A 22,856-nucleotide genomic window follows, 5' to 3' on the forward strand; every position below is an offset into this window, starting at 1 on the left:
TCCTGCCCAATTCATTCCTAGCCACAAACCCCGGTTCCCCGGCTGCGGATCCACAAACCGACCCACGGACAGGTGTGCATGGCTACGAGCGCGCGGCGCGAATTCTGTCCATGAGCTGCTGGCAGCCCGTGATCGCAAGCTCTGTCATCGCCTGCATCTGCGACCGATCGAACCCCCCGCCGTTCTCGGCCGACCCCTGAATCTCCACGAACTTCCCGCCGGCGGTGTAGGCGATGTTCATGTCCACCTGGGCCCGACAGTCGTCGGCGTAGTCAAGGTCCAGACGGATCTCTCCATCGACGATCCCCACGCTTACCGCCGCCAGCTCATCCACCAGCGCATGGCCGGGATCATAGTACTTCGGATCGAAGCGTGCGGGGATGGGACGATCCGGCGCCGGCGCTGTGGGCGGCGGAGCAATCTCGGCGGGAAGCTTGCCCAGCGCATCGGCCAGCGCCACGTACGCCGCGCAGATCGCCGCCGTGCGCGTGCCGCCGTCGGCCTGAAGAACATGACAGTCCAGGTGGATCGTGTTGGGCCCGATTTTCGACAGGTCCACGATCGCGCGGATCGTCCGCCCGATGATTCGCTGAATCTCCGTGCCGCGGGAATCGGTATGCCCGATGCGCGGCCAGTCCTTACGCTGCGGGGTCGAGCCGGGCAACATCACGTAATCCGCCGTCACCCACCCGCCGGGACGATCGTCCGGAAACCAGGGCGGCACCTCGGGCGTGATCGACGCCATGCACAGCACGATCGTGCGTCCCTGCTGCCAAAGCACCGACCCCGCCGGCGCCTGCGTGAACTGCCGTGTGATTTTCACCTCACGAAGCTGATCGTTGGCCCGTCCATCCGCTCGCATGCCCGCCAGTATATACTCCGCTTCATGACGACCAACCCTCCGATTCGCTTCCAACCCCGCCGGCCGCTGGGACGAACGGGCTTTGTGGCCACCATTCTTGGCATCGGCGACCTCGCCGATCGCAAGATCCCCATCGAGCAATGTGTCGCCACCGCACGACGCGCCATCGACGCCGGCCTGAACCTCATCGACACCGCCCCCAACTACGAGGACGGATACTCCGAGCAGATTGTCGGCCAGGCCGTCAGGGGCGTGCGCGACCGCATGTTCGTGATCTCCAAGATCGACCACTTCCACGAGCCGATCACGCCACAGGTCCAGGCAAGCCTGGCGCGAATGCGGCTCGATTACGTCGATGCTTTCGTCTTTCATGGACTGTCCACACTGGACGACTGGCGGAGGGTCGCCGGCCCCGGAGGGGGAATGGAGCAGCTCGACAACTGCGTCCGGGCCGGCATGGTCCGCTTCCGCGGGGTCTCCAGCCACGACCCGGACACGCTTGTCGCCGCCCTGCAATCGGGGCTGTGTGACCTGGTCATGTTCCCCGTCGGACCCTACGTGCATCCACGATACGTCGATGAGATTCTGCCTCTGGCCAGAAAGCTCAACGTGGGCACGGTCTGCTTCAAGACCTTCGGCGCCGGCAAGCTCCTGGGCGACACCACCGGCTACAACCAGCCCCTCCAGCAGCGACCGCGCGGCAAAGTCAGCTCCGGCGGCGCAACATCGCCCGACGCGCCGCAGCTTCCCCATCTGACCGTCAGCCAGTGCCTGCACTACACCCTGAGCTGCGATCCGGATGTGGCTCTGCTGGGGATGAGTTTCCCCAACGAACAGGACGCCGCCTTCGAGGCCGCGCGCTCCTTCACGCCACTGTCACCCGAACAGATGCACGACATCCGCCGCCGCGCCGTCGAAGCCATCGCCAACAAGGGGCGCGTCTGGTGGAATCCGGGCGGAATCTAGCTTCAATACCCCAGCCATCTCGGCAGGGTCGTGGTCAGCGGCGGAACGTACGTGATCAACAGCACACCGATCAACTGGAGGATCAGGATCGGCACGATCGACCGCGCCACCTCCATCAGCGGCTTGTTGAAACGGTACGACGAGAGGAAAAGGTTCATCCCCACCGGCGGAGTAAGAAAGCCCAGTTCCAGGTTGGCCAGGAAGATCACGCCCAGGTGCAGCGGATCGATGTTGAACTCGAAGGCGATCGGGATCAGCAGCGGCACGACCACCACGATGGCGGAGTAGACGTCCATCAGGCAGCCGACGATCAGCAGGAACAGATTCAGCAGCAGCAGGAACATCAGCGGCGACTTGACGGATGCGGTAACCCACTCGACGGCGCGATCCGGAACCCTCGCGTCGATGAGATAATTGGTCAGCCCCTGTGCCACGCCCAGGATCAGAAGCACGCCGCCGATGACCAGCCCGCATTCGATGAACACGCGTGGCAGGTCGCGCACGATCCGCAGGTCGCGCCAGACGATGAACTGGGTGAAGAAGGCGTAGGCCGCGGTGATCGCCGCCGCCTCGACCGGCGTCGCGAACCCGCCGAACAGGCTTGCCAGCGCCACCACCGGCACGAGCAGTTCCCACTTGGCGGTCCAGACGGCGCCACTCGCCCGGCTGATGCTGAACGCGCGTGCGTCGCCGCGGTCCTGCCGCTTTGGCCCCATCCACACGCCCAGTGCCGCGGTCATCACCGTCAGCACGATCCCCGGCACGATGGCCGCCAGAAAAATGCCCTCGATGGTCACGCTCGCCCCGCCGGCGGCGAGCTGCGGGTTGGATCGCAACGAGTGCTGCGCGATGATCGAATAGAGAATCAGCGGCAGGCAGGGCGGGAAGAGCATGCCCAGCGCGCCCGAGCCCGTGAGCAGTCCCAGCGCTGCTCGCTCCGAGTATCGCGCCGCCAGCAGGATCGGCATCAGCAGCCCGCCCAGCGCCAGGATCGTCACCCCCGATGCTCCCGTGAACGAGGTGAAAAACGCACACACCACCACGGTCACGATCGCCGGCCCGCCGCGGATGTTGCTCAGCAGCGTCTCGAACACGCCCACCAGCCGCCTGGACGCCCCGCCCTCGGCCAGGATGTACCCCGCCAGCGTGAACAGCGGGATCGTCGGCAGCGTCGGGTTGACCACCAGGCTGTAATGGGCGATGGGAATGGCGGCGATGGGGGATTGCTCCCACCAGAAGAAGATCAATGCAAAACCCCCGAGCGTCGCGAAGATCGGGGTCCCGAAAACCGTCGCGATCAGCAGCGCCGCCATGGCCGCGTACGCCAGAGAATCCGGCGGCTGCTCGATCGCGGCGCCGGCGATGAACAGCCCCGCCGACAGCAGCAGCGCCACCGCCCGGCCGATCCATCCGTCGGCGGCATGCCACAGAATCCGAATGGCAATCAACCCGAAGCCGATCGGCAGGATGCACTCCACCCACCAGCGGGGCACGTCGTAGGCCAGCGTGTAGCCCGCTTCGCGCTCGGTAAGCAGGAACTGGTAACTGGCCAGCGCCAGCATCGCCGACACGACGGCGGCGACGGTGCCGGCGAAGATCCGCGCCACGCGTTGCGGCCAGCCCGCCGGCAACATCGTCGCCGTCGCCAGCGACAGCAGCCGGTTCTGTCTGGCTGCGATCGCCCCGCCCACCAGCCCGACGATCAGGCTGCCGTGCTGGATCATCGACCCCATCCCGGAGATCGCGAAACGGTTGATCAGGTCCAGCCCCTGAATCAGCCGTGGGTCCGACGGCGCCGGATTTCCCAGGTACCACCGCCAGAGGTTCGCCGCCAGACGCAAACAACTGCCCCAGATCGGCAGCAGGACCATCGCGATCAGCGTGAGGATGACCACGGCGTTTTCCAGTCGCACGGCCCATCGCGAAAACGCCGAAATCACCCGGCTGGGTGCCTGAATTGGCGGCGGGGGGCTGGCCGTGGAGGTCGGCGCGGCTTGCTCGTTCGCTTCATGCTGCATCGGCTTGGCCTGTGAATCCATTCAGAGCCGGTCAAAGCATTACCGGGAGTTTGCTGCCCCGCATGGTACGACAGGGGCGTACGGCTGTGAAGGTCCCGGGCCGGTTGTGCTCCGAGCAAAGTCCGCCAAGTCTGGCGGTATTGCACGCTTCAAACAAATCCCCGGGGCATGCCCGTTGCTGTTCGACCGCAGCGCCGATACGCTGCGCGGTGTGGCGCTGATCCACTGGCTGCAACTGGCCCTGGCCGAGGGCATCGGCCCGATCCTCACGCGCCGGCTCATCGACGTGGCGCGAAGCGCCGAGCTTGCCTGCTCGGCATCGCCGGCGCTGCTGCGAAGCATCGATGGCATCGGGCAGGCCAAAGCATCGCAGATCCACCAGTCGCTGCGTCGCGCCGCCGACCAGGCGCCTCGTGAACTCGATCGCGCCCACCAGCTCGGCGTTTCGATCATCTGCCCGGATGATGAGCTGTATCCCACCCTGCTGCGCGACATTCCCGATCCCCCGGGCGTACTGTACGTCAAGGGATCTGTGGAGCCGCGCGACCTGAACGCGCTGGCGATTGTCGGCTCGCGGCGATGCAGCTATTACGGGCGCGAGCAGGCCGAGCGGTTCGGCGCCCTGCTGGCCGGCGCGGGGATCACCGTCGTCAGCGGCGGGGCGCGGGGGATCGATTCGGCGGCCCATCGCGGGGCAATCTCGCACCCCCAGGGCCGGACCATCGCCGTTCTGGGCTGCGGCATCGACAGCATCTATCCCCCGGAAAACGCAAGCCTCTTCGAGCAGATCGCCGCTCGCGGCGCGATCCTCAGCGAGTATCCGATCGGCACGCCGCCCGCCGCCGAGAATTTTCCCCGGCGCAACCGGATCGTCAGCGGAATGTCCCGAGGCGTGCTGGTGATCGAGGCCGACGAACGCAGTGGAGCGCTGATCACGGCGCGGCAGGCGTGCGACGACCACGGGCGCCCGGTGTTCGCGCTGCCGGGACGCGTGGATAACCGCATGGCGATCGGCCCGCACAGGCTGATTCGCGAAGGCGCAACGCTTGTCACGAACCTGGAGGAGATCATCGAGGGGCTGCATCCGTTGCCCCAGGGCGCGATCGAGCCGCTGCTGTTCGAGCCTCGCCAGACGAAGGATTCGGATGCGGTCACGGAGCCGGTTGAGCAGCGCCAATCAGCTCCGCACGCCGCCAACGCGACGGTGCAACTGAGCGATCAGCAGCGGACGGTGTTGTGCGGGATCGATGAGCAGCCCACGAACATCGACACGATCGTCCAGCGCACGAGCCTGCCCGTGCACCTGGTGCTTCAGGAGCTGACGTTTCTGAGCCTTAAGGGCGCCGTGCGCCGCGTGGATGGACAGACCTACGCGCGCCGGTCGCGCAGCGCCCCGTGAACGCCTGTGCCTATGAACGTTCGCCACGACATGGTCAGTGTGTTCGTTATCCGCCCCGACGAAAGCGGCGGCTCGCACGAGTTTCTGCAACTGCATCGGGCGGCGGGGGATTATTTGGGCGGGACGTGGCAACTGGTTCGCGGCGGGGTCGAGCCGCACGAGAGCTACGTCGCCGCCGCCTTGCGCGAGCTGCGCGAGGAGGCGGGCCTCTCGCCGCGGGAGCTTTATCGGCTGGGCAGTGTCGAGTCGTTCTACACGGACGTGGACGACACGCTGTGGCACGCGGTGCCGTTCTGCGCGGTGGTGGATCGCGATGCGCCGGTCGTGCTCAACGCCGAACACGACGCGTTCCGCTGGGTGCCGCGCCGGCAGATCGAATCGCTGCTGATGTGGCCCAGCGAGCGGCAACTGCTGGCCGACCTGTTGCACCACGTCCTGGCCCCCGCCCCCGCCCGGGCGCATCTTCAGGTGCGACTGTGAAAAAGGGGTCGGGAGTCTTTGTTTTGCCATCGGAAAAGACTCCCGACCCCTTATTCAGCGGATCCGTTCGATGTCGGCGCCGACGGCCTGGAGCTTCTGCTCGATCTTCTCGTATCCCCGGTCGATGTGATACACGCGATCGATCGTCGTCACGCCGCGCGCCACCAGCCCCGCCAGAACCAGAGCGGCACTGGCGCGCAGGTCCGAGGCCATGACATTGGCGCCCTGGAGCTGCTTAACACCCTGCACGACCGCGGTGGCGCCTTCCTTGCGGATGCGGGCGCCCATGCGGTTCAGTTCCCCCACGTGCAGAAAGCGGTCGGGGAAAATCCGCTCGGTGATCACGCTGATGCCGTCTCCCAGACACAGCAGCGCCATGAGCTGCGCCTGAAGGTCGGTGGGAAATCCCGGGTATGGCTGGGTGGTCATCTCCACCGGATTGATCCGCCGATCGCACGAGACGAAGACCGTTCCGTTCTCGCGGGCGATGCGCACGCCGACTTCTTCCAGCCGGTCGATCACCGCCACCAGGTGATCCAGGTTGCAGTTTTTCAGTTCCAGCTCGCCGTTGGTGATGGCGGCGGCGATGATAAAGGTGCCGGCCTCGATCCGATCCGGGATGATCCGATGCTCCACGCCGAGCAGTCGCTGCACGCCTTCGATGTGTATTTCCGGGGTTCCGTGGCCGCGGATTTTGGCGCCCATCTTGATCAGCATTTCAGCGCAATCGACGACTTCCGGCTCGCAGGCGGCGCCGACGAGGACGGTTTCGCCTTCAGCCAGCGAGGCGGCGCACATGACGTTGATCGTCCCCAGGACCGTGGGTCCCTGCGCGCCGCCCAGGTACATGCGACAGCCTTTGAGCCTGCCATGGACCTCGCCGACGATGTTGCCGTTTTCGGTGCGAAACTCCGCGCCGAGCTTCTGGAGGCCGCGGACGTGCAGATCGACCGGCCTGTCGCCGATCGCGCAGCCCCCGGGGATCGAGACCACCGCGCGTCCGCGTTTGGCCAGCAGCGGCCCCAGCACGCAGATGCTGGCGCGCATGGTTTTGACGATGTCGTAGCGGGCCTCGCAGCGCGACTGGTCCTGAACGGTGATATCCAGCGGGCCGTTGAGGCTGGGTCCGGCCACGACGCTTTCGGGCGCTTCGTGCCGGTAGACATGGCATCCCAGCTCCCCCAGCAGCTTGGACATCGAGTCAATATCGGTCAGCCGCGGCACGCCCCGAAGCGTGGTAGTGCCTTCGGCCATCAGCGCCGCGGCCATGATCGGCAAGGCGCTGTTTTTCGATCCGGAAATCTCGATTTTGCCCTTGAGACGACTGCCGCCGCGAATGCGAAAGGAATCCATACCGCCCTTCCTTGGGCCCCAGGCCCGAAAGGTGTGGCCGGCTCAGTCGCGATTACAGAGGCGCGGCTGTGGCCACGACGCTTCGGTCTATCGGCCAGTCCTTCGACCGACGATCAAACAATGCTGCCGTGCGCGAACGCAGCGGATTATGGGTCAGTCAGTGGCCGCGTTCGGCACCGGGCCATTGTGGATGTGCCCGCGGTGGAATTCAAGGCTGTGGAATGCGGGCGCGGAAGATTTTGTCGGCTCATGGCAGCGCCGCGCGGGCGTGGCCAAGCGGAGCGGCAGCGGCCTGCGCTGGCCACCATGTCGTGTGCGGCGAGGCGGTGTGCTTCCCCCGCAAATTCCGCAGGTTTTCTATTTGCTTTTCCTCCGGGCAATGCTACAGTTTGGCTTGGTTGGGTTTGGACTGACAGCGGTCATGGTTACGGTTCGCGTTCGTGTGCGTCCGCATCACATCGTCTGTGTCGCCCTCTCATCCCTCTGGGCCGAGCGTAAGCCCCTTTCAGCTACGACCCCGAAAGTAATGGTGGGTCGTGTATCGTAGTTTGGAGCCTTTATGGGCAAGCGTTTGTATGTTGGGAACTTGAGCTATTCGGTCGATAGCTCGGAGTTGGAGCAGTTGTTTTCGCAGCACGGCACGGTGCAGAGCGCCGAAGTGGTCAGCGACCGGATGACCGGCCGGAGCAAGGGGTTCGGATTCGTCGAGATGTCCTCCGATGAGGAGGCTCAGGCCGCCATCGCCGCCCTCAACGGGCAGCAGAACAACGGCCGGGCCTTGACCGTCAACGAGGCCAAGCCGCGCGAGGAGCGTCCCCGTGGCGGCGGTGGGTTCGGCGGTGGAGGACGCGACCGCGGCGAACGTCGCGGCGGCGGACGCGACCGCGGCAACCGCTACTAATGACCGACCCGCGGGCGGTCATCGCTCAACCAGCCGGCATTCGATCCGCCTCGGTAACGGGGTGGCATCTGAAATGCCCTTGGTGGCGGCGATGAACCCCGCAATGTAACGTCCGACAATTTCCAGCGGACTCAACAACGACCCGGTGCCGGTGCGCAGAGGTTTTACCCCTGCTCCCACCCGCCCGGGTCGTTTTCGTTTTCCATTCTGCCCGGCCTCGCGCCTCTGCTATGAGTTGCCTGCTTCACCAAAGCAACCCTTCGATTTGCCCGCCGCCCGGATACGGTTCATGCTGTTCAATCCGGAGGGCACCTCAGGTGAACGATCGTCCCGATCCTGATCGCGTCGGCTCGCAGCGAAGGCGGTGTTCTGAATTGACGCCCGGCACAGTCCGCCTGGTCCGCGACCAGGCGGTGGACATGAGAAGGGCCGAGACTGTGAATCGCGACCGCTGGGCCGAAGCACAACAGGAGGATCCGGAACGCTGGGATGGGATGGGGTAATGGCGAGTCAGCCGGCCGGCGCGGTGTGCGGGCTGTGTTACCCCCCCTGCCCGCTTTAGAACCCGCCTGATCGCAGTTGGTCCAGCAACGGTGGAAACGGATATCGTGCGAACAGGCCCATTCGCCCCAGCGACCACATGGCCGGCGAGGGATAGACATCCCCGCTGTAGCCTGCGTGATACATGGTGCTGAGCACGTCCTCGAAGCTGGGTTCATTGCCGTCGGGACCGACCAGCCTGTTGGCGCGGGCGCCCAGGAAGCTGACCGAGGCGGTGGGCAGGCGCGCGGGCTTTCGCCGGATCATCTCCGCGACCAGCTTGAATGCCGAGGCCAGATCGCCAAGCGTCAGGTGTGCGTGTCCCGCCGGACGGAGCACCGCCAGCACCTCCAGCATGTCCATGTCGTACTTGATGACTCGGACTTTCTCGCCGCCCGCGGCGCTGTAGCTACGGGCGTATTCGGTGATGGACTGCTCGTTCCACTGGCTGGTGGGCAGCAGCGCCGCCAGTTGGGAGATGATCCCGTGGCTGTTGTCTATCGGATTGACGGCGCAGACCAGCGAGTGGTAGCGTCCGACGAGCAGATCCTCCAGCAGATGCTGTCCCCACATGATACGCAGCCGCGGGCGGGCATCGGGGATCTTGCTGGGCAGGGCATCGGGCACGAGGGTGATTCGTTCGGCGAAGTCCTGATGCTCGTGCTGCATCAAGGCGTCCCCGTCGCCGTTGTAGATTCGCGGTCGGTAACCTGCTGCGCACATGAAACTGCACTCCTTCCTGTGCCGAAGCTGAGGATAGCGGAGTTTGTATTGTCCGACCAGCCTGTGGGGGCTATACTCTGAAGCGTACTTAGCCGAGGAACTCATGCCGACAGCCGCCCAACCACAACCGGCCCCCAGCGTTCGCGAGCGGGTTCAGGGCGTGATCAACCTGATCCGTCCGGCCGTGCAGGCGGACGGGGGTGATATCGAACTGGTGGACGTGAAGGAAGACGGGGTCGTGCACATCCGCTTCCACGGCGCCTGCCACGGCTGCCCCAGCAGCACCATGACTCTCCAGATGGGCATCGAACGTAATCTGCGTGAAAAGGTGCCCGAGGTCACCGCGGTGGTTCCGGTGCAGTGAGCCAAAGCCCGGGATCGGTCCCTGCCGGATTCAGACAAATGCAGCCGGAACTGTGGATGCGCCAGGCGATCGCCGAGGCGGAGCGGGCTCGCGCGATCGACGAAGTTCCGATCGGGTGCGTGATCGTACATGAACCGACCAGCCGCATCATCGGCCGGGGACACAACCGCCGGCAGATCGATCGTGATCCCACCGCGCACGCCGAGATCCTGGCCATCCGCGAGGCGTCGCGCGCCTTGGGCGACTGGCGACTTCTGGATTGTGTGCTGGTCGTGACGCTCGAGCCCTGCCCGATGTGCGCCGGGGCCATCGTCAACGCCCGCATCCCCAAGCTGATCTACGGCTGCGACGACCCCAAGGCCGGCGCGGTCCGCACGCTGTATCAGATCTGCGAGGACCAGCGCCTCAACCACCGCGTGCACGTGACATCCGGAGTCCTGGCCGACGAATGTGCCGAGCTGCTGCGAGCCTTCTTCCGCGACCAGCGGGCGATGGGGAAGAAATAGCTGCGACGTTATAATCCGGGGTTGTGTCGTCGCAGGCAGGGCCAGCATCGCGTACCCCCAACCCTCGCATCGTGTACTCGATGCGCGCCCTGGGGCGGCGCGACCTGCCGGCCACGATCGTGCTCAATGGCGTCACGTATCGCCACGAGCGCACGCACAAGCACGACTTCTGGGCCGCAACGGGGTTCTACGTTTCCAATGCCGGCCAGCGCGTCGTGCTGAAGATGAGCCGCACCGAGGACTTTGCCGGGTTTCCGCTGGCGTGGGTGGGAAGGTGGCTGTGCCGGCGGGAGATGCGCTTCTACAAGAAGCTGTCAGACCTGCCCAACGTCCCGCCGCTGCTTGGTACTGTCGGGCAGACCGGATTCGTGCACGCATACGTCCAGGGCCGGCCACTGTCGCGCGATCGGTCGGTGCCGGACGGATTTTTCGATCAGCTCGTGGCATTGCTGCGCGAGCTGCATCGCCGCGACATCGCCTACGTCGATACCAACAAGCCCGAGAACATCCTGCTCGGCGACGACGGGCTGCCGCATCTGATCGACTTCCAGATCAGCTACGACCTGCACGAGCTGGGCAACACGTGGCTGAACCGTAAGCTGCTGCGCCAGCTTCAGCGCGAGGATCTGTACCACATCCTCAAGCACAAGAAGAAGCTTCGCCCAGACGAGATGACCCCCGAGGAGCTGGCCGCCGCCGAACGCAGGAGCTGGCTGATCCGGCTGCACCGGTTCATCACCAGGCCGTATTTCCTGCTGCGGCGGCGGACGTTCAAGCGTCTGCGTGAAGCCGGCCGGCTGCTGCCGGAAGGCAGCAAGTGATCCGCGCGGCTGTGTCACGGCGCGTGCCGCCCGCGCGGGCGCACAGCCCGGGTGTCAGACGCCGCGGCGCGCCAGACCGCCGCGCGGATCCCCCACTCACTTCGGGAAACTGCCCGCCAGCTCCGCTGCCTTGGCCGCGCCGGGGGCCGCCAGCGTCTTTTTCCCCCCGTACTGTCTGGTCAGGTCCTTGAGCAACTGCTCATACTCGTCGGCGTCGATGGGCAGATCGACGGGGCGGCGCTTGATTCCCGAGAGCAACATCGCGTTGCCCAGTTCCAGCCCGCGGATGCCCTCCACGCCCGGCGCGATCAGTGGCTCATCCTTCAGGATCGCGCGCACGAAGTTCTGCGTGATGGTGAAGTGATGATCCTTGGGATCCGGAGGCAGCGGGATCTCGCAATCCCATGCCTCTGGAGCGCGGAATCGCTCGCTGGTCGTGCGGCAGTATTCGCTGACGCTGACGCGCGTGCGGCGGAAGGTGAGCTTGCCCTTCTCCAGCGTGATCTTGCCGCGATCACCGGCGATCTCCAGGCGGTTGGTTCCGGGCGCTTCGCCAGTGGATGTCACAAAGTGCCCGATCGCGCCGTTGGGGTATTCCAGGATGGCGCTGACTTCATCCTCAACTTCGATCGGATGCGTCTTGGCGATGTAGGCCACTGCGGTGACGCGGCTGGGCATCATGCCCGTCAGCCAGCAGATCAGGTCCAGATTGTGCGGGCACTGGTTCAGCAGCACGCCGCCGCCTTCACCCGCCCAGGTTGCGCGCCACCCGCCCGAGGCGTAGTATGCCCAGGTGCGGAACCAGTCGGTGATGATCCAGGTGATGCGGTTGATCGGTCCCAGCTCGCCGCTGGAAAGCAGATCCTTGAGTTTCACGTAGTGGGCGGCGGTTCGCATCATGAACATGGCGGCGAACTTGAGCTGCGGCTTGCGTGCCGCGGCCTCGTTCATCTTCCGCGCCGCCCCGACCGTCACCGCCACCGGCTTTTCACACAGCACATGGATGTTCCGCTCGAAAGCGGCGATCATCATCTCGGGGTGAGAGTAGTGCGGCGTGGCGATGAGCACCGCGTCGATCAGCCCGCTGTTGATCATGTCCTCATAGCGGTTGAACGTCGCCACCTCCGGCGCCCTGGCCTTGCAGTATTCCAGCCGGGCCGGGTCGATGTCGCACACCGCCGCCAGCGTGGCGCCCTCGACGTTTTTCATGTAGTTGAAATGGTGGGTTCCCATGCTGCCCACGCCGACGATTCCCATGCGTACGGTGTCCATGAGTGCGTAATGAACGGTTTTGGCGGCGGCGTGTCAAATCCACGACGGCGGCGGACAAACCGCAGCGCTCAGTTGGCCAGCTCGAATGTTGCCGCGACGACGGACAGCGGCGGCAATTGCAGCACCGGTGCGCCGCCGCTGCCCGCGGAGGGGGAAATCTCCTGGAACGGGCGGCTCATCACGCGCCGGGGGCTTTGGAACGTGTTGGCTGCCTTGGGGTCCGGGCCGCTGAGGATCTCGCCGCTGAGCAGCCGCGCCGGACGCGCATCGGCCAGGTTCACTTCCACGTCCGCCGAGTCGTCCAGGCTGCGGTTGACCAGGAAGATGCTCAAACGGTTGGCGTCGAGGATGGCGCTGGCATCGACGTACGTGGCCCGGCCATAGGATCTGGTGTCATAGGTTGGACCATCGATGGCGATTCGCAGCGACGTGCCGTTTCGGCGCTTGGTGTACATTTCGAACGGATAGAAGATCGTCTGGAGGACCATTTCATCCCCCTGGGTGAGGATCGGCGCGATCACGTTCACGATCTGAGCGAGATTGGCGATCTTCACCGAATCGGCGTGGCGGATGAAGCTGTTGAGGAAGCTGGCGGCCACCAGCGCATCTTCCAGGTTGTACACTTCTTCCAGCAGGTGCGGGGCGAATTTCCCGCGGCCATCGACGTGCTCGCCGTGGCGGGCACGGTACCACACGTTCCATTCATCGAAGCTGAGGTAGACGCGTTTGCTGGTTTTCCTGCATCTGTGCACGAAGCGGCACAACGCGTCGGTGGCTTCGATCTGCTCGTCCACACTGTTGGTGCAGGCCAGAAAGTTCGGTGTGTCGTTCTCATGGTTGCCGACGTAGCGGTGCAGGCTGATGTAGTCGATATCGCCGCGGCAGTGTTCCAGCACCTTGCGATCCCATTCCAGGTATGTCGGCAGCTCCGGCGCGCAGGATCCACAGGCCACTACCTCGATGCGGGGATCCACCATCTTCATCATTCGCGCCGTCTGCTGGGCCAGAATCGCATACTGTTCGGCGGGCATGTGGCCGATCTGCCAGTGCCCGTCCATCTCGTTGCCCAGACACCACAGCCGAATGTCGTGCGGCTGCGGGTAGCCGTGCTCGATCCGCAACTCCGCCCAGCGCGAGCCGGATTCAATGTTGCAGTATTCCAGCCAGTTTCGCGCCTCTTCGGGCGTGCCCGTGCCCAGGTTGACGGCCATCATCGGCGTCCAGCCCATCTTCCGGCACAGTGTGACAAACTCATTGGTGCCGAACTGATTAGGCTCGATGCTCTGCCAGGCGATGTCGCGTGTGCGGGGCCGCTTCTCGCGAGGCCCCACGCCGTCGATCCAGTGATACCCGCTGACGAAGTTGCCGCCGGGATACCGCATCGCGGTGAACTTCAGCCGATCCAGTGCCGCCAGCACATCGCGGCGGAAGCCGTTCTCGTCGGCGTGTCTGCTTTGCGGGTCGTAGACTCCCTGGTAAACGGCCCGGCCCAGATGCTCCAGAAACCCGCCAAAAACTCGCGGGTCCACCCGATCCACGATCAGTTTCGTATGTGCGTGAATGGTCGTTTTCATGTGCCTGATCAGTCCAATCGACGATTACTCTTTCAATCCCGTGGCCGACATGCTCTGGATGATCTGCCGCTGGAACGCCATGAACACCACGACCAGGGGCATCGTCGCCAGCACGCTGGCGGCCAGGGTCCGGCCATATTCGGTGCTGTACGACCCCTGGTACAGCGCGATCCCAACCGGCAGTGTATAGTTGCGGATCGAGTCGATGAAGATAAGCGGCCCGACATAGTCGTTCCAGGATCCGATGAAGGTGAAGATCCCGAGCGTGGCCATGGCCGGGGCACACAGCGGCAGGATCACATGCAGGTACACGCCCAGCGGCGAGCAGCCGTCGATCAGGGCGGCTTCTTCGATCGAGCGGGGAATGGCGCGCATGAAGCTGGCGAGCATGAACACGCCGAACCCGCCAGCGGTGGCGGGCACGATCAGCGCCGCGGGGGTGTCCAGCCATCCCAGCCAGCTCAGAATCAGGAACACCGGAACCAGAAACAGTTGCGCCGGCAGCATCATCGTCACCACGACGATCCCCAGAATCCGCCTGTGGCCGGGCACCCGCAGCCGAGTGATCGCATACGCCGCCATCGACGAAAAGACCAGCACCAGCAGCGTCACGGTCGTCGAGACAAACAGGCTGTTCAGCAGCCAGCGGACGAACGGTGCTTCCTCGGGAAAGCTCAGCACATGGCGGAAGTTGTCCAAGGTCCAGTTCCGCGGGACGATCGCCTGCGGATTGAGCACCTCCGCCTCCGGCTTGAAGGCCGTCAGGACCATCACCACCAGCGGCGCCAGAAACAGCCCGGCCACTGCCGCCATGATCCAGGGGGTCAACCGCAGCCGCCGTCGCGCGTGGCTCATTCCGCCGCCCTCCGCAGCAGAGTGTACTGGATCAGGGAGAACCCCGCGATCAGGACGAACAGCAGCCAACTGATCGCGGCGCCGTAACCCAGTCGATAGTTTCCGAAGGCCGTGTCGTAGATGAGCTGCACCACGCCACGGGTGCTCATTTCCGGCCCGCCGCCGGTGAGGATCATTGCCTGCGCGAACATCTGGAATGCCCCGATGGTGTTCATCACCACCATGAACAGCAGGACCGGCTTGAGCATCGGCAGGGTGACGCGCCAGAAGATCTGCCAGCGGTTGGCGCCGTCGATCGCCGCCGCCTCGAAGATCTGCGCTGGAATCTGCTGCAATCCGGTGAGGATGACCACCGATGATCCGCCGGCCGTCCACCACAGCGTCATCAGCACGATGCTGGGCATCGCCAGGCTCGGGTTCGACAGCCACGGCACCGGCCCCAGCCCCACCTGCTTGAGCAGGTAGTTGAACAGCCCGAATTCCTGGTTGTAGAACCACTGCCAGAGGATGCCTGTCACGGCGATGGAGAACATACCGGGAAGAAACAGCAGCGCGCGGACGGTATGCAGGCCGCGGGTCATCGCGTGCATTCCCAGCGCCAGGAGCATCGAAAGCACGAGCTGCGAGGGAATGATCAGCGCCACGTAATGGAACGTCACTGCCACTGCCCGCCAGAAAAAAGGATCGCCGAACAGCGCTTCGCGGAAGTTGCGCAGTCCCACGAAACGGAGGGACTGCCGCGTGGTCAGGTCATACTGGCAGAAGGCCAGCACCAGCGACACAACCAGTGGCAGAATCACGAACGTCAGGAACGCCGCCGCGTACGGCAGAACAAACAGGTACCCCGCTGCCTGTTGTGTGCGACGTGTCACGGGCGCTCCCCCTGCGGTTGCGCTGGCCGGTCTGCAAGCAGGCTGCGCTCCATGCGGTCGCGATCCAGGTAGCGCTTGTAGTCGAGGTTGGCCTGTCGCAACGCCTCGGCGGCGGTGGCGCGGCCGCGAATCGCCTTCTCCACCGCCGCGTCCAGATGCAGAAAAAACTCGCTGATCGAAGGGGTTTTCGGCGGATACATCACGTAGTCAAGCTGCTTGGCGAATTCATACTGCACCGTCAACCCGGCAAACGCCGGACTCTGACGCACGCTGCTGCGGGCGGGGATCTGCCCGGCGTCGGCCCACTCCAGGCTGTGGTCCGTCAGGAAGCGGATGAACCGCGCCGCCGCCGCGCGCCGCGCCGCAGGCAGTCCCTTGCGGATGCACAGGATGTGCGAGTCGGCGAACGCCCCGGGCTGCGGGCCGATCTGCGGGATCGGCGCCCCGCGATATGGATGCCCCTCCAGACGCTTCAGATCCCCCAGCATGTAGATCCCGTCGAACACCATCGCCACCCGCTGCTGCCGGAAACCGACCCAGCCGGCGATGCCCCCCTCCGGCGGCGGGGCAAGCCGGTACTTCAGATTCAGATCCGCCAAAAACTGCAACGCCGCGATGTTCCCCGGATCATCCAGCGTCGGCTCGCCCTGCTCGTTGACGTAACGACCCCCGAACTGCGGCGCCAGAGACATGAAGTTGTATCGCCAGTGACCAAAGCCGAAACCCCACACGTCGGCGCGACCGTCGCCGTCCAGATCCTTCCTGATCGCCGCGGCGGCCCGCAGGAACTCATCGGCGTTTTGCGGCGGGTGGACGCGGCCCTGCTCGTCCACCACCCCCGCCTGTTCAAACATCACCGGGTTGTAGTAGAGTCCATGCGGCCAGATGTCCAAAGGCACGCCCACGAACTGCTCGTGTCCACCCTGTCCCACATCGACCAGATCCAGCAGCCGCCGGCTGTAGTCGTTTTTCATCTGCCCGTTGGGGCCGTACAGGTCATTGACCACGTCCAGAAATCCCGCCCGGTGCATCCGCGGCACCAGATCGGCCTGGAGCACGAACACCTCCGGCCCGCGCCCATCCATCGCCGAGACCATCACCTTGTTGTAATACGTGGCCCAGGGGATTCGCTGCATGGTCACGCGTGCCTGCGGGTCGGTCTGGTTGAACTTGCGAACCAGCCCGAGCATGATGCGTCCGTCCGGGCCGGTGAAGCCGTTCCAGAACGCGATATTGACCACCTCGCCCGCGCCCGCCCCTGCCAGGCTCGCCACCACCCCGGCCGTTCGTTCGCTGCGCAGCAACCCCAGCACCACGCTGGCCAACAAGAGAATCAATAGCGAAGCTTTGGCGCCCATGTTCACTGCTGCCGCATGCCGCGGATGATGCTGCCGGTCTGGTTCGTGCCGACGTAGTACTTGCCCCCGTACGCCAGTTGGACCGTGTCGATCCAGAATGACTGATCCGGGCCATCGCGTGCGGCGCGCGGCCAGCGGAGCGTAAGTTTGGCACCCTCGCGGGTCCAGTTTCCGATCAGCCCGCCCGCCTGCACCGCGCTGCCGTCGTCGCGAAGATCGATCGTCGTCGGCTGGGAAAAATCCGCCTGATGAATCCACTTGCCGACCACGCTTGCCTCGGCAGAGCCTGGCGCATCGGCACGCGCCGGATACTGCACGGGCAGCCCCGGCAGCGGCCAGCCGGCATCGTCCCAGATCAGCTCCCTGACCTGAAGCGTGGGCAGCCCCCACTTGTCATCCACCCAGAAGCGGCGGGCGTCGTAAAAGTGATACGCCAGCAGCCATCGCCCGCTGCTGTCGGGCATCACATCGCAATGTCCCGGCGCGAACATCGGCGCAGAACTCTTGAGCACGACCGCGTGCCCGCCCTCGAGCATGGGCCTGCCATCACGCCCCAGGTAAGGCCCGGTGATCTGCTGCGAGCGTCCGACGACGATCCGATAGGTGCTGCGCACGCCCTGCGCCGCCAGCCCATACGAGACAAACAGGTAATAGTGCCCCTCGCGGAACACGACCACCGGCGCCTCGATGGGGTTGCCCCGTTCGCTGTTTCGGGCCACATGGATCATCTGCGGTTTGTCGGGATTCAGCGGCTTGCCGGTGTCTGGATCCAGCTCCAGCGCATACAGCCCGGACCAGAACGACCCGAAGAAAAGCCAGTGCCGACCGCTGTCCCGATCGATCACCACATCCGGGTCGATCGCGTTGAAATCATCGCGATCGCGCTGGCTGTGAATCACCGGGCCAAGGTCACGCCACCCCTGCTGCGGATGCGACGGATCGAACGAATCGTTCTGGGCCAGCCCGATCCATGAAGTATTCTGCCCGAATCTCTGGCTGGCCGAGTAATACAGCCGCAGGCGTCCGTCGGGCAACCGCAGCAGATCCGGCGCCCACATCGAGCGATGGTCGGGGATGCGCTGCACGAGCCATTGCGGCGTTTGGGTGATCGCACCATGAATCGTCCAGTCGATCAGGTTCTGCGACGATCGCAGCACGCCAAATCCGTCCCCGCTGGTGCTGAAACACAGGAAGCTGCCGGCCGCGGCTTCAAAGAGGGTCGGATCGTGCACGTGGCGGCCCGTGGCCGATACCCATCCGTCCCCCGGAAAGGCAACGCACTCCTCGTCCAGGCCCGTTGCTGCGGTAGCGATCGATGCTGCCAAGACGATGCAAACGACCAGCCAGACCCCGAGCCGATGACCGCGGATGCTGAACATGAGCGCACAGAATATTCGCGATCGGCGTCGGATGCGATATGCACAGCGTTTTCACTCGGCTTGCCGCAGTGCCTGGTTGTACGCCTCCAGCGTCCGCGAATCGAAGCAGGCGAAGATGATGTGCTGGACGGAGCCTGGATTGGCTGCGAAGCGACGCGCCTCGCGGACGGCGATCGCCGCCGCCCGATCCACCGGAAAACCATACGCACCTGTGCTGATGGCCGGAAACGCGATCGACCTGATGTTGTGTTCCGCCGCCAGTTTCAGCGAGTTACGGTAGCAGTTGGCCAGCAGCACATCCTCGTTGTGGTCTCCGCCCTGCCAGACCGGACCGACGGTGTGGATGACGTACTTGGCGGGCAGATCAAATCCCGGGGTGATCCGCGCCTCGCCGGTAGGACAGCGCACGCCCGGCGCCACCTCCGGGATCGCCTTGCACGCCTCGTACAACTTTGGTCCCGCGGCGCGATGGATCGCGCCGTCCACTCCCCCGCCGCCCAGCATCCGCTGGTTGGCCGCGTTGACGATCGCTTCGACGCGAAGCGTGGTGATATCAGCCTGAATGGCTTCGATGCGAACCGGCATGTCTGTGGCGACCGGCATGCACGCCATCGGTCGCGTCACCAGCATTATACCGCGCCGGTCAACTGCGACAGGGCCAATTGCAATAGATGTGGACTTCTCAGGCGGCGGCAAACCAGCGCGATTCGCTGCGCGGCGACTGCGCCTTCGGCAGTTGCGGATCCGCCTGCGGCAGGGCTGGTTCCAGCGGCCGCGAAATCTGCGGCGCGGCGCTGGCCACCCGCAACGCCACGCCCGGCAGGTGCTCGGCCAGGTAACGCGCCAACGCCACGTTCCCCACCGCCACCCCGCTCATCTCCAGCAACTCCTCAAGCGTGGCCAGAAGTTGGTATGGAAGATTGTTGTCGTCGTAACGTTCGGCGTACCATCCGCCGACCATCTCCAATCCCACCGCGCCACCAAGGTACAACGCGCAGGCCACGAAAAACCTCACCCGGATCGCGCGTGGCAGGTGCCACACGAACCGCGCAAAGATGATGCCAGCCAAGCCCACGGCGATCATCCCCGGCACCACCCACTGGAAGTGCAGCAGCCCGTGCAGCCGGAATCCTGATCGTCGCATCAGCATCTCGAACTGCTCGTGCAGACAGCACATCTCGTCCATCGACAGCAGCAGCAGCCCGGTCGCCAGGCTCGCCCACGGCAGGCGAAAACGATCCCCGCCGCGCCACTTGGCCCAGGCAATCAGCCCCGCCAGCACCGCGGCGATGAAGATCGTAATCCCCTGATAGTACGTCGCGGCGTTCTGCTCGCGGTTCAGATCGAACAGACCCATGTACCAGCGATACTGCCCGTCCAGAACCGTGTAACGCAGCACCTGCCCCGCCAGGCTTGCCACCGTTACCAGACCCACCGCCACGCAGAAAAATCGCCTTATGCCGGCAGGGGAAATCATCAGATCAACCGGCCATTCGGCACCGCCGGGCGGATCAGTCAACGCGTGGCCTGCACTGGAGCTCACGGATTCGTCGCTGGATTGGCTCGGCGATGGATTCATCGGTGGAACCGGTCCTTCCCGCATGTGGTCCTGACCTGATGCATCGGCATGCAATGCACCCCACATTAAGCACAAGACTGAAGCTGAGCGGGCGAATCGATCCCGCCGCGTAAGGGGAGGACGGCGATTATCGGTCCCCCCGCCACCGCCGCCGCGACCGCAACCTGATGCTGAATCAAGCTTTGCTTGACACCGTTTTGTGGCTCTGCTACCGTCCGCCCGGCGCGGGATAATCTCTCCACCGCTAAGGGCCGCTTGGCCTTGCGCTGTGCTGCAACCGGGATTCGTCACCATGGCCTTCGCCGCGGAATCCTTCGGTGAACTGATCGCACGCTCCGAGCCACGCAACAGCGAACCGGGGCGAGCGGGAAAGGGCAGGAACCCCGCGGCGGCCGGAGATACTGTCTGATGATTGGTCGTCGAAGCGCTGCGGTTCTGATCGGATTGGTCGTGCTGATCCAGCACACGGGGTTTCAGTGCACGCTGCCCCGGGCACACGCCGCATCGTTGCCCCCCAACGTCATCACCTCCACCGATCCGCTGTCGATCCGTCCACAGGTGCAGCAGTTCATTACCGAACAGACTGCGCGGCTGGCGGCGTCCGATCCGGCCAGCCACACCGCCGCGCGCGATGCCCTGGTGGCCGAGGTTGCCCGACCGCCCGGCGGGCCGCAGCCCACCGGCCCGTTCCTCGATGTCTACTGCGAACTGCTCAATGACGAGCTGCTCAAGCTTGCCAAACATACCGATCCCCGGGTACGCCTCAACGCCGCCATTCTCGCCACGCGCGTGGCCCAGCAGGCCAACAGCGGACCGGGCGAGCAGCCTCGCAACTCCAGGCTCGTGCCCGCGGTCACACAGTTCCTGGCCGACCCCAACGACGCCGTGGCCCTGTGGGCAATCAAGGCCTCGAAGTATCTGCTGCCGGCCGTGCTGGCCAATTCCGCTACCGCCAAAGACAATCCCCTGCTTGCGGCCCTGATCGACTGCGTCCAGAAGCATGCCAATAAACCCCCGATGGCCGGCCCGATGGCGCAGGCGGCCTACGACGCGTTTCGGTTCCTGGATCCGGGTCGCGCCGGAGCCAAGCTTCCGCCCAGCGTGATCAGCCCCGCCGTCGATCTGATCCACAAGATCCTGGCCATTCGGCTCAAGCTCTACGAGACGGGGCTGCCTCCCTCTCCGGCCAACGAGCAGGTCGCCACCTATCTGCTGACGCTCAGCGATGTCTGGGCCGCTCAATCCGACGCCCAGAAGCTTCAAACCGTGCAGTTGATGTCGGATCTGCTTTCGATGGCGGCGCAGCGATTCCAGACCGCCTCGCAAGCCGAGCGCGCCGAGCTGGCCGAGGTGATCAATAAGAAGGGCGTCAGCGGCGCCCTGACGGTCATCAGCACGCAGATCGGCTCACAGCCGCTGGCCAGCGCCGTCAGCCCGCTGCTGAACGTCTCGCAGACCACCGCGGCCTCGGAAGTCCAGCAACGGGCCGAGGAAGTCTATCCAGCCCTGATCAAGCTCCCGCAGTTTGCCAAGCTGAAGGCTCCGCCCAAGCTGGGTCCGGCCATGCAGCCTCCGGCGACCGAGCCGGCGACCCTGCCCACCGCCGAGCGGCAATGATCCTGCCGCAGCACTGGGTTTGCCGTGCCGATCGATTTCGTACCGGCATCAGGCGATTTTTCCCTTGCGACGTTCGCCTGGGACGGCCTACCATACGACTGAATCGCGCAATGGGGCGCGACCCGTCCGCGGGAAGGGTCCAACCCACCCTGTTGGCCGATCAGCACAGGAACCTCTTTCCCGCCCGAACCAGCGGACGCCGGGCGCAGCGGAAAGGGTTCGCCCATGTCCAGCTCACCAGCGCCACGAAAGCGGTTGCCTGTCAATCCCTCCATCGAACATCTGAAGAAGCGGGCCAAGCGGCTGGCCGCGCGGGAGCCGTCGCTGAAGCTGGCCGACGCGCAGCACCGGCTGGCGCGCGAGTACGGCTGCCGTAATTGGGCCGAGCTGGCACACGTCGTCGAGACGATGTCGCGCGGCGCGACGCAGATCTTCGACGTCAAAGCCAAACTTGAGCCATTGCCGGAGGCGGCCAACCGCAACGACCTCGACGCGGTTCGACACATCCTCGCCCACGAGCGACTCACACAGCACGACCTGGACAAGGCGCTGGCGCGGGCGGTGCTGCGCTTCGGCCAGCGCCGCCAGATCGCTCAACTCCTGATCGAGCATGGTGCTGATCCTGATGGGCAGTACGGATCGAACTACGGGCCGATCGTGCTCGTCACCGCCGAGTGCATCGATCCCGATGGGCTTCAGTTCCTGATCGATCATGGCGCAGATATCACCTTCGCGCCGGTGCAGACGAAGTACGGCAGGGCCTCACCGATGCTCGGGATCATCAGCACCTACGAGCGCGGCAAGAACGAGTTGAAACGCCGCTATATCGACCTTCTGCTGGCGCACGGCGCGCACGTGCCATTGGAGCTGACGGGTGAATTCCTGGCCATTCACCGCGGCGATGTTGATGCGCTGGGCAGAGAAATCGATCGCGATCCGGCCATGGTTGAGCGAAGATTTGGCTCGATCCCCGGAGGCGGGAACGTGGATCTGGCGGGAGCGACGCTGTTGCACATGGCGGTGGAGTTCGGGCAGATCGCCTGTGTCGATCTGCTGGTGTCGCGCGGCGCCGACCTCAACGCCCGCGCTCAGGTGATCCAAGGCATCGGCGGGCAGACGCCGATCTTCCACGCCATCGCCACAAACCAGCAGCGCGGCCTGCCCATGCTCGAGCACCTGGTCGGCCGCTATGGTGGCTCGATTGACATGAGCGTCCGCGCCACGTTCCGTCTCTACGGCGAGCCATTCGCGACTCCGGTTACGCCGCTGGAGTACGCCCAGTCGGGGATGCGCAACGACACACCGTCCTGGCGGCGAACATCGCCACGCGAGCTCGAACTGCTCGCCGGGCTCACGCCCCACTGAACGCGCGACATCCCCGTTGACGCCTTCGCGGCGATGGCGAAGATGACGCTGC

At 64.9% G+C, this 22,856-nt stretch carries 21 protein-coding genes; 9 read left to right on the forward strand and 12 right to left on the reverse strand.

All coding sequences use genetic code 11. The features are described 5' to 3' along the window. Positions 1-82 precede the first annotated feature (82 nt). A complete protein-coding gene (gene rph, locus ACQS5P_RS10580) occupies positions 83-862 on the reverse strand; it encodes a ribonuclease PH (protein ID WP_428940860.1) in 780 nt (259 codons plus the stop codon). A gap of 24 nt (positions 863-886) precedes the next feature. Here rph and ACQS5P_RS10585 point away from each other — a divergent pair, with 24 nt between their 5' ends. Continuing rightward, positions 887-1,828, forward strand: coding sequence for an aldo/keto reductase (locus ACQS5P_RS10585; protein ID WP_428940861.1), 942 nt, complete (start codon positions 887-889; stop codon positions 1,826-1,828). Positions 1,829-1,830: 2 nt separating this feature from the next. Here the strand turns inward: ACQS5P_RS10585 and ACQS5P_RS10590 are convergent, their stop codons facing one another. Next, positions 1,831-3,846: a TRAP transporter large permease subunit gene (locus tag ACQS5P_RS10590; RefSeq protein WP_428940862.1), complete on the reverse strand. Its 2,016-nt coding sequence runs from the start codon at positions 3,844-3,846 to the stop codon at positions 1,831-1,833. Between the two features lie 175 nt (positions 3,847-4,021). Between ACQS5P_RS10590 and dprA the strand changes: the two genes are divergently transcribed. Together dprA and ACQS5P_RS10600 are read left to right on the forward strand one after the other, a co-directional pair. Then, entirely contained in the window at positions 4,022-5,245 is a 1,224-nt protein-coding gene (dprA, locus tag ACQS5P_RS10595) for a DNA-processing protein DprA (RefSeq protein WP_428940863.1), read from the forward strand. Between the two features lie 12 nt (positions 5,246-5,257). Further along, on the forward strand, positions 5,258-5,725 hold the full coding sequence (locus ACQS5P_RS10600; protein WP_428940864.1) for an NUDIX domain-containing protein: 468 nt from the start codon (positions 5,258-5,260) through the stop codon (positions 5,723-5,725). 54 nt (positions 5,726-5,779) lie between these two features. On the opposite strand, the gene murA is transcribed toward ACQS5P_RS10600, so the two are convergent. After that, positions 5,780-7,078 carry a UDP-N-acetylglucosamine 1-carboxyvinyltransferase gene (murA, locus tag ACQS5P_RS10605; RefSeq protein WP_428940865.1) on the reverse strand — a complete coding sequence of 433 codons (1,299 nt, stop codon included), beginning with the start codon at positions 7,076-7,078 and terminating at the stop codon, positions 5,780-5,782. A gap of 559 nt (positions 7,079-7,637) precedes the next feature. On the opposite strand from murA, the gene ACQS5P_RS10610 reads away from it, so the two are divergent. Further along, a complete protein-coding gene (locus ACQS5P_RS10610) occupies positions 7,638-7,979 on the forward strand; it encodes an RNA recognition motif domain-containing protein (RefSeq protein ID WP_428940866.1) in 342 nt (113 codons plus the stop codon). Positions 7,980-8,537: 558 nt separating this feature from the next. Here ACQS5P_RS10610 and ACQS5P_RS10615 read toward each other — a convergent pair. Further along, positions 8,538-9,242, reverse strand: coding sequence for a hypothetical protein (locus ACQS5P_RS10615; RefSeq protein ID WP_428940867.1), 705 nt, complete (start codon positions 9,240-9,242; stop codon positions 8,538-8,540). Between the two features lie 103 nt (positions 9,243-9,345). Here ACQS5P_RS10615 and ACQS5P_RS10620 point away from each other — a divergent pair, with 103 nt between their 5' ends. Genes ACQS5P_RS10620 through ACQS5P_RS10630 form a run of 3 tightly spaced genes read left to right on the forward strand, consistent with a single transcriptional unit; the run spans position 9,346 to position 10,933 of the window. Next, positions 9,346-9,606 carry a NifU family protein gene (locus ACQS5P_RS10620; protein WP_428940868.1) on the forward strand — a complete coding sequence of 87 codons (261 nt, stop codon included), beginning with the start codon at positions 9,346-9,348 and terminating at the stop codon, positions 9,604-9,606. A gap of 38 nt (positions 9,607-9,644) precedes the next feature. After that, a complete protein-coding gene (gene tadA, locus ACQS5P_RS10625; protein ID WP_428940869.1) occupies positions 9,645-10,112 on the forward strand; it encodes a tRNA adenosine(34) deaminase TadA in 468 nt (155 codons plus the stop codon). 23 nt (positions 10,113-10,135) lie between these two features. Continuing rightward, positions 10,136-10,933 (forward strand): hypothetical protein, encoded by a 798-nt coding sequence (locus tag ACQS5P_RS10630; protein WP_428940870.1) that lies wholly within the window; start codon positions 10,136-10,138, stop codon positions 10,931-10,933. Positions 10,934-11,029: 96 nt separating this feature from the next. On the opposite strand, the gene ACQS5P_RS10635 is transcribed toward ACQS5P_RS10630, so the two are convergent. The 8 genes from ACQS5P_RS10635 to ACQS5P_RS10670 form a co-directional block, all read right to left on the reverse strand. Continuing rightward, on the reverse strand, positions 11,030-12,205 hold the full coding sequence (locus tag ACQS5P_RS10635) for a Gfo/Idh/MocA family protein (RefSeq protein WP_428940871.1): 1,176 nt from the start codon (positions 12,203-12,205) through the stop codon (positions 11,030-11,032). A gap of 68 nt (positions 12,206-12,273) precedes the next feature. Further along, positions 12,274-13,779 (reverse strand): alpha-N-arabinofuranosidase, encoded by a 1,506-nt coding sequence (locus ACQS5P_RS10640; protein ID WP_428940872.1) that lies wholly within the window; start codon positions 13,777-13,779, stop codon positions 12,274-12,276. A 24-nt stretch (positions 13,780-13,803) separates the two neighbouring features. Continuing rightward, positions 13,804-14,634 carry a carbohydrate ABC transporter permease gene (locus ACQS5P_RS10645; protein ID WP_428940873.1) on the reverse strand — a complete coding sequence of 277 codons (831 nt, stop codon included), beginning with the start codon at positions 14,632-14,634 and terminating at the stop codon, positions 13,804-13,806. After that, on the reverse strand, positions 14,631-15,506 hold the full coding sequence (locus ACQS5P_RS10650) for a carbohydrate ABC transporter permease (RefSeq protein WP_428940874.1): 876 nt from the start codon (positions 15,504-15,506) through the stop codon (positions 14,631-14,633). Before ACQS5P_RS10650 ends, ACQS5P_RS10645 begins: the two co-directional genes overlap by 4 nt. Beyond that, complete coding sequence (locus ACQS5P_RS10655) at positions 15,503-16,864, reverse strand: extracellular solute-binding protein (RefSeq protein WP_428940875.1); 1,362 nt, start codon at positions 16,862-16,864, stop codon at positions 15,503-15,505. The genes ACQS5P_RS10650 and ACQS5P_RS10655 overlap by 4 nt, the downstream gene beginning before the upstream one ends. Before the next feature lie 2 nt (positions 16,865-16,866). After that, positions 16,867-18,189 carry an arabinan endo-1,5-alpha-L-arabinosidase gene (locus ACQS5P_RS10660; protein ID WP_428940876.1) on the reverse strand — a complete coding sequence of 441 codons (1,323 nt, stop codon included), beginning with the start codon at positions 18,187-18,189 and terminating at the stop codon, positions 16,867-16,869. Positions 18,190-18,294: 105 nt separating this feature from the next. Beyond that, positions 18,295-18,846, reverse strand: a complete 552-nt coding sequence (locus ACQS5P_RS10665) for an O-acetyl-ADP-ribose deacetylase (RefSeq protein ID WP_428940877.1) — start codon at positions 18,844-18,846, stop codon at positions 18,295-18,297. A gap of 79 nt (positions 18,847-18,925) precedes the next feature. After that, positions 18,926-19,720 (reverse strand): hypothetical protein, encoded by a 795-nt coding sequence (locus ACQS5P_RS10670; RefSeq protein ID WP_428940878.1) that lies wholly within the window; start codon positions 19,718-19,720, stop codon positions 18,926-18,928. A 510-nt stretch (positions 19,721-20,230) separates the two neighbouring features. On the opposite strand from ACQS5P_RS10670, the gene ACQS5P_RS10675 reads away from it, so the two are divergent. Both ACQS5P_RS10675 and ACQS5P_RS10680 read left to right on the forward strand, forming a co-directional pair. After that, positions 20,231-21,439 (forward strand): hypothetical protein, encoded by a 1,209-nt coding sequence (locus tag ACQS5P_RS10675; protein WP_428940879.1) that lies wholly within the window; start codon positions 20,231-20,233, stop codon positions 21,437-21,439. Between the two features lie 225 nt (positions 21,440-21,664). Next, the gene (locus tag ACQS5P_RS10680; protein ID WP_428940880.1) at positions 21,665-22,804 is read left to right on the forward strand and encodes a hypothetical protein; all 1,140 of its coding nucleotides are present in this window, start codon (positions 21,665-21,667) and stop codon (positions 22,802-22,804) included. Positions 22,805-22,856 lie beyond the last annotated feature (52 nt).

Origin of the sequence: Fontivita pretiosa, from assembly GCF_050410795.1 — a bacterium.
Lineage (GTDB): Bacteria > Planctomycetota > Phycisphaerae > Tepidisphaerales > Tepidisphaeraceae > Fontivita > Fontivita pretiosa.

Excerpts from the sequence above, each read along its gene's own strand:
- rph (WP_428940860.1), bottom strand. The coding sequence starts at position 862 with ATGCGAGCGGATGGACGGGCCAACGATCAGCTTCGTGAGGTGAAAATC.
- tadA (WP_428940869.1), top strand. The coding sequence starts at position 9,645 with ATGCAGCCGGAACTGTGGATGCGCCAGGCGATCGCCGAGGCGGAGCGG.
- ACQS5P_RS10600 (WP_428940864.1), top strand. The coding sequence starts at position 5,258 with ATGAACGTTCGCCACGACATGGTCAGTGTGTTCGTTATCCGCCCCGAC.
- ACQS5P_RS10620 (WP_428940868.1), top strand. The coding sequence starts at position 9,346 with ATGCCGACAGCCGCCCAACCACAACCGGCCCCCAGCGTTCGCGAGCGG.
- ACQS5P_RS10670 (WP_428940878.1), bottom strand. The coding sequence starts at position 19,720 with ATGATTTCCCCTGCCGGCATAAGGCGATTTTTCTGCGTGGCGGTGGGT.
- ACQS5P_RS10655 (WP_428940875.1), bottom strand. The coding sequence starts at position 16,864 with ATGGGCGCCAAAGCTTCGCTATTGATTCTCTTGTTGGCCAGCGTGGTG.
- murA (WP_428940865.1), bottom strand. The coding sequence starts at position 7,078 with ATGGATTCCTTTCGCATTCGCGGCGGCAGTCGTCTCAAGGGCAAAATC.
- ACQS5P_RS10585 (WP_428940861.1), top strand. The coding sequence starts at position 887 with ATGACGACCAACCCTCCGATTCGCTTCCAACCCCGCCGGCCGCTGGGA.
- ACQS5P_RS10665 (WP_428940877.1), bottom strand. The coding sequence starts at position 18,846 with ATGCCGGTCGCCACAGACATGCCGGTTCGCATCGAAGCCATTCAGGCT.
- ACQS5P_RS10615 (WP_428940867.1), bottom strand. The coding sequence starts at position 9,242 with ATGTGCGCAGCAGGTTACCGACCGCGAATCTACAACGGCGACGGGGAC.
- ACQS5P_RS10640 (WP_428940872.1), bottom strand. The coding sequence starts at position 13,779 with ATGAAAACGACCATTCACGCACATACGAAACTGATCGTGGATCGGGTG.
- ACQS5P_RS10645 (WP_428940873.1), bottom strand. The coding sequence starts at position 14,634 with ATGAGCCACGCGCGACGGCGGCTGCGGTTGACCCCCTGGATCATGGCG.
- ACQS5P_RS10635 (WP_428940871.1), bottom strand. The coding sequence starts at position 12,205 with ATGGACACCGTACGCATGGGAATCGTCGGCGTGGGCAGCATGGGAACC.
- ACQS5P_RS10680 (WP_428940880.1), top strand. The coding sequence starts at position 21,665 with ATGTCCAGCTCACCAGCGCCACGAAAGCGGTTGCCTGTCAATCCCTCC.
- ACQS5P_RS10675 (WP_428940879.1), top strand. The coding sequence starts at position 20,231 with ATGATTGGTCGTCGAAGCGCTGCGGTTCTGATCGGATTGGTCGTGCTG.
- ACQS5P_RS10610 (WP_428940866.1), top strand. The coding sequence starts at position 7,638 with ATGGGCAAGCGTTTGTATGTTGGGAACTTGAGCTATTCGGTCGATAGC.
- ACQS5P_RS10590 (WP_428940862.1), bottom strand. The coding sequence starts at position 3,846 with ATGCAGCATGAAGCGAACGAGCAAGCCGCGCCGACCTCCACGGCCAGC.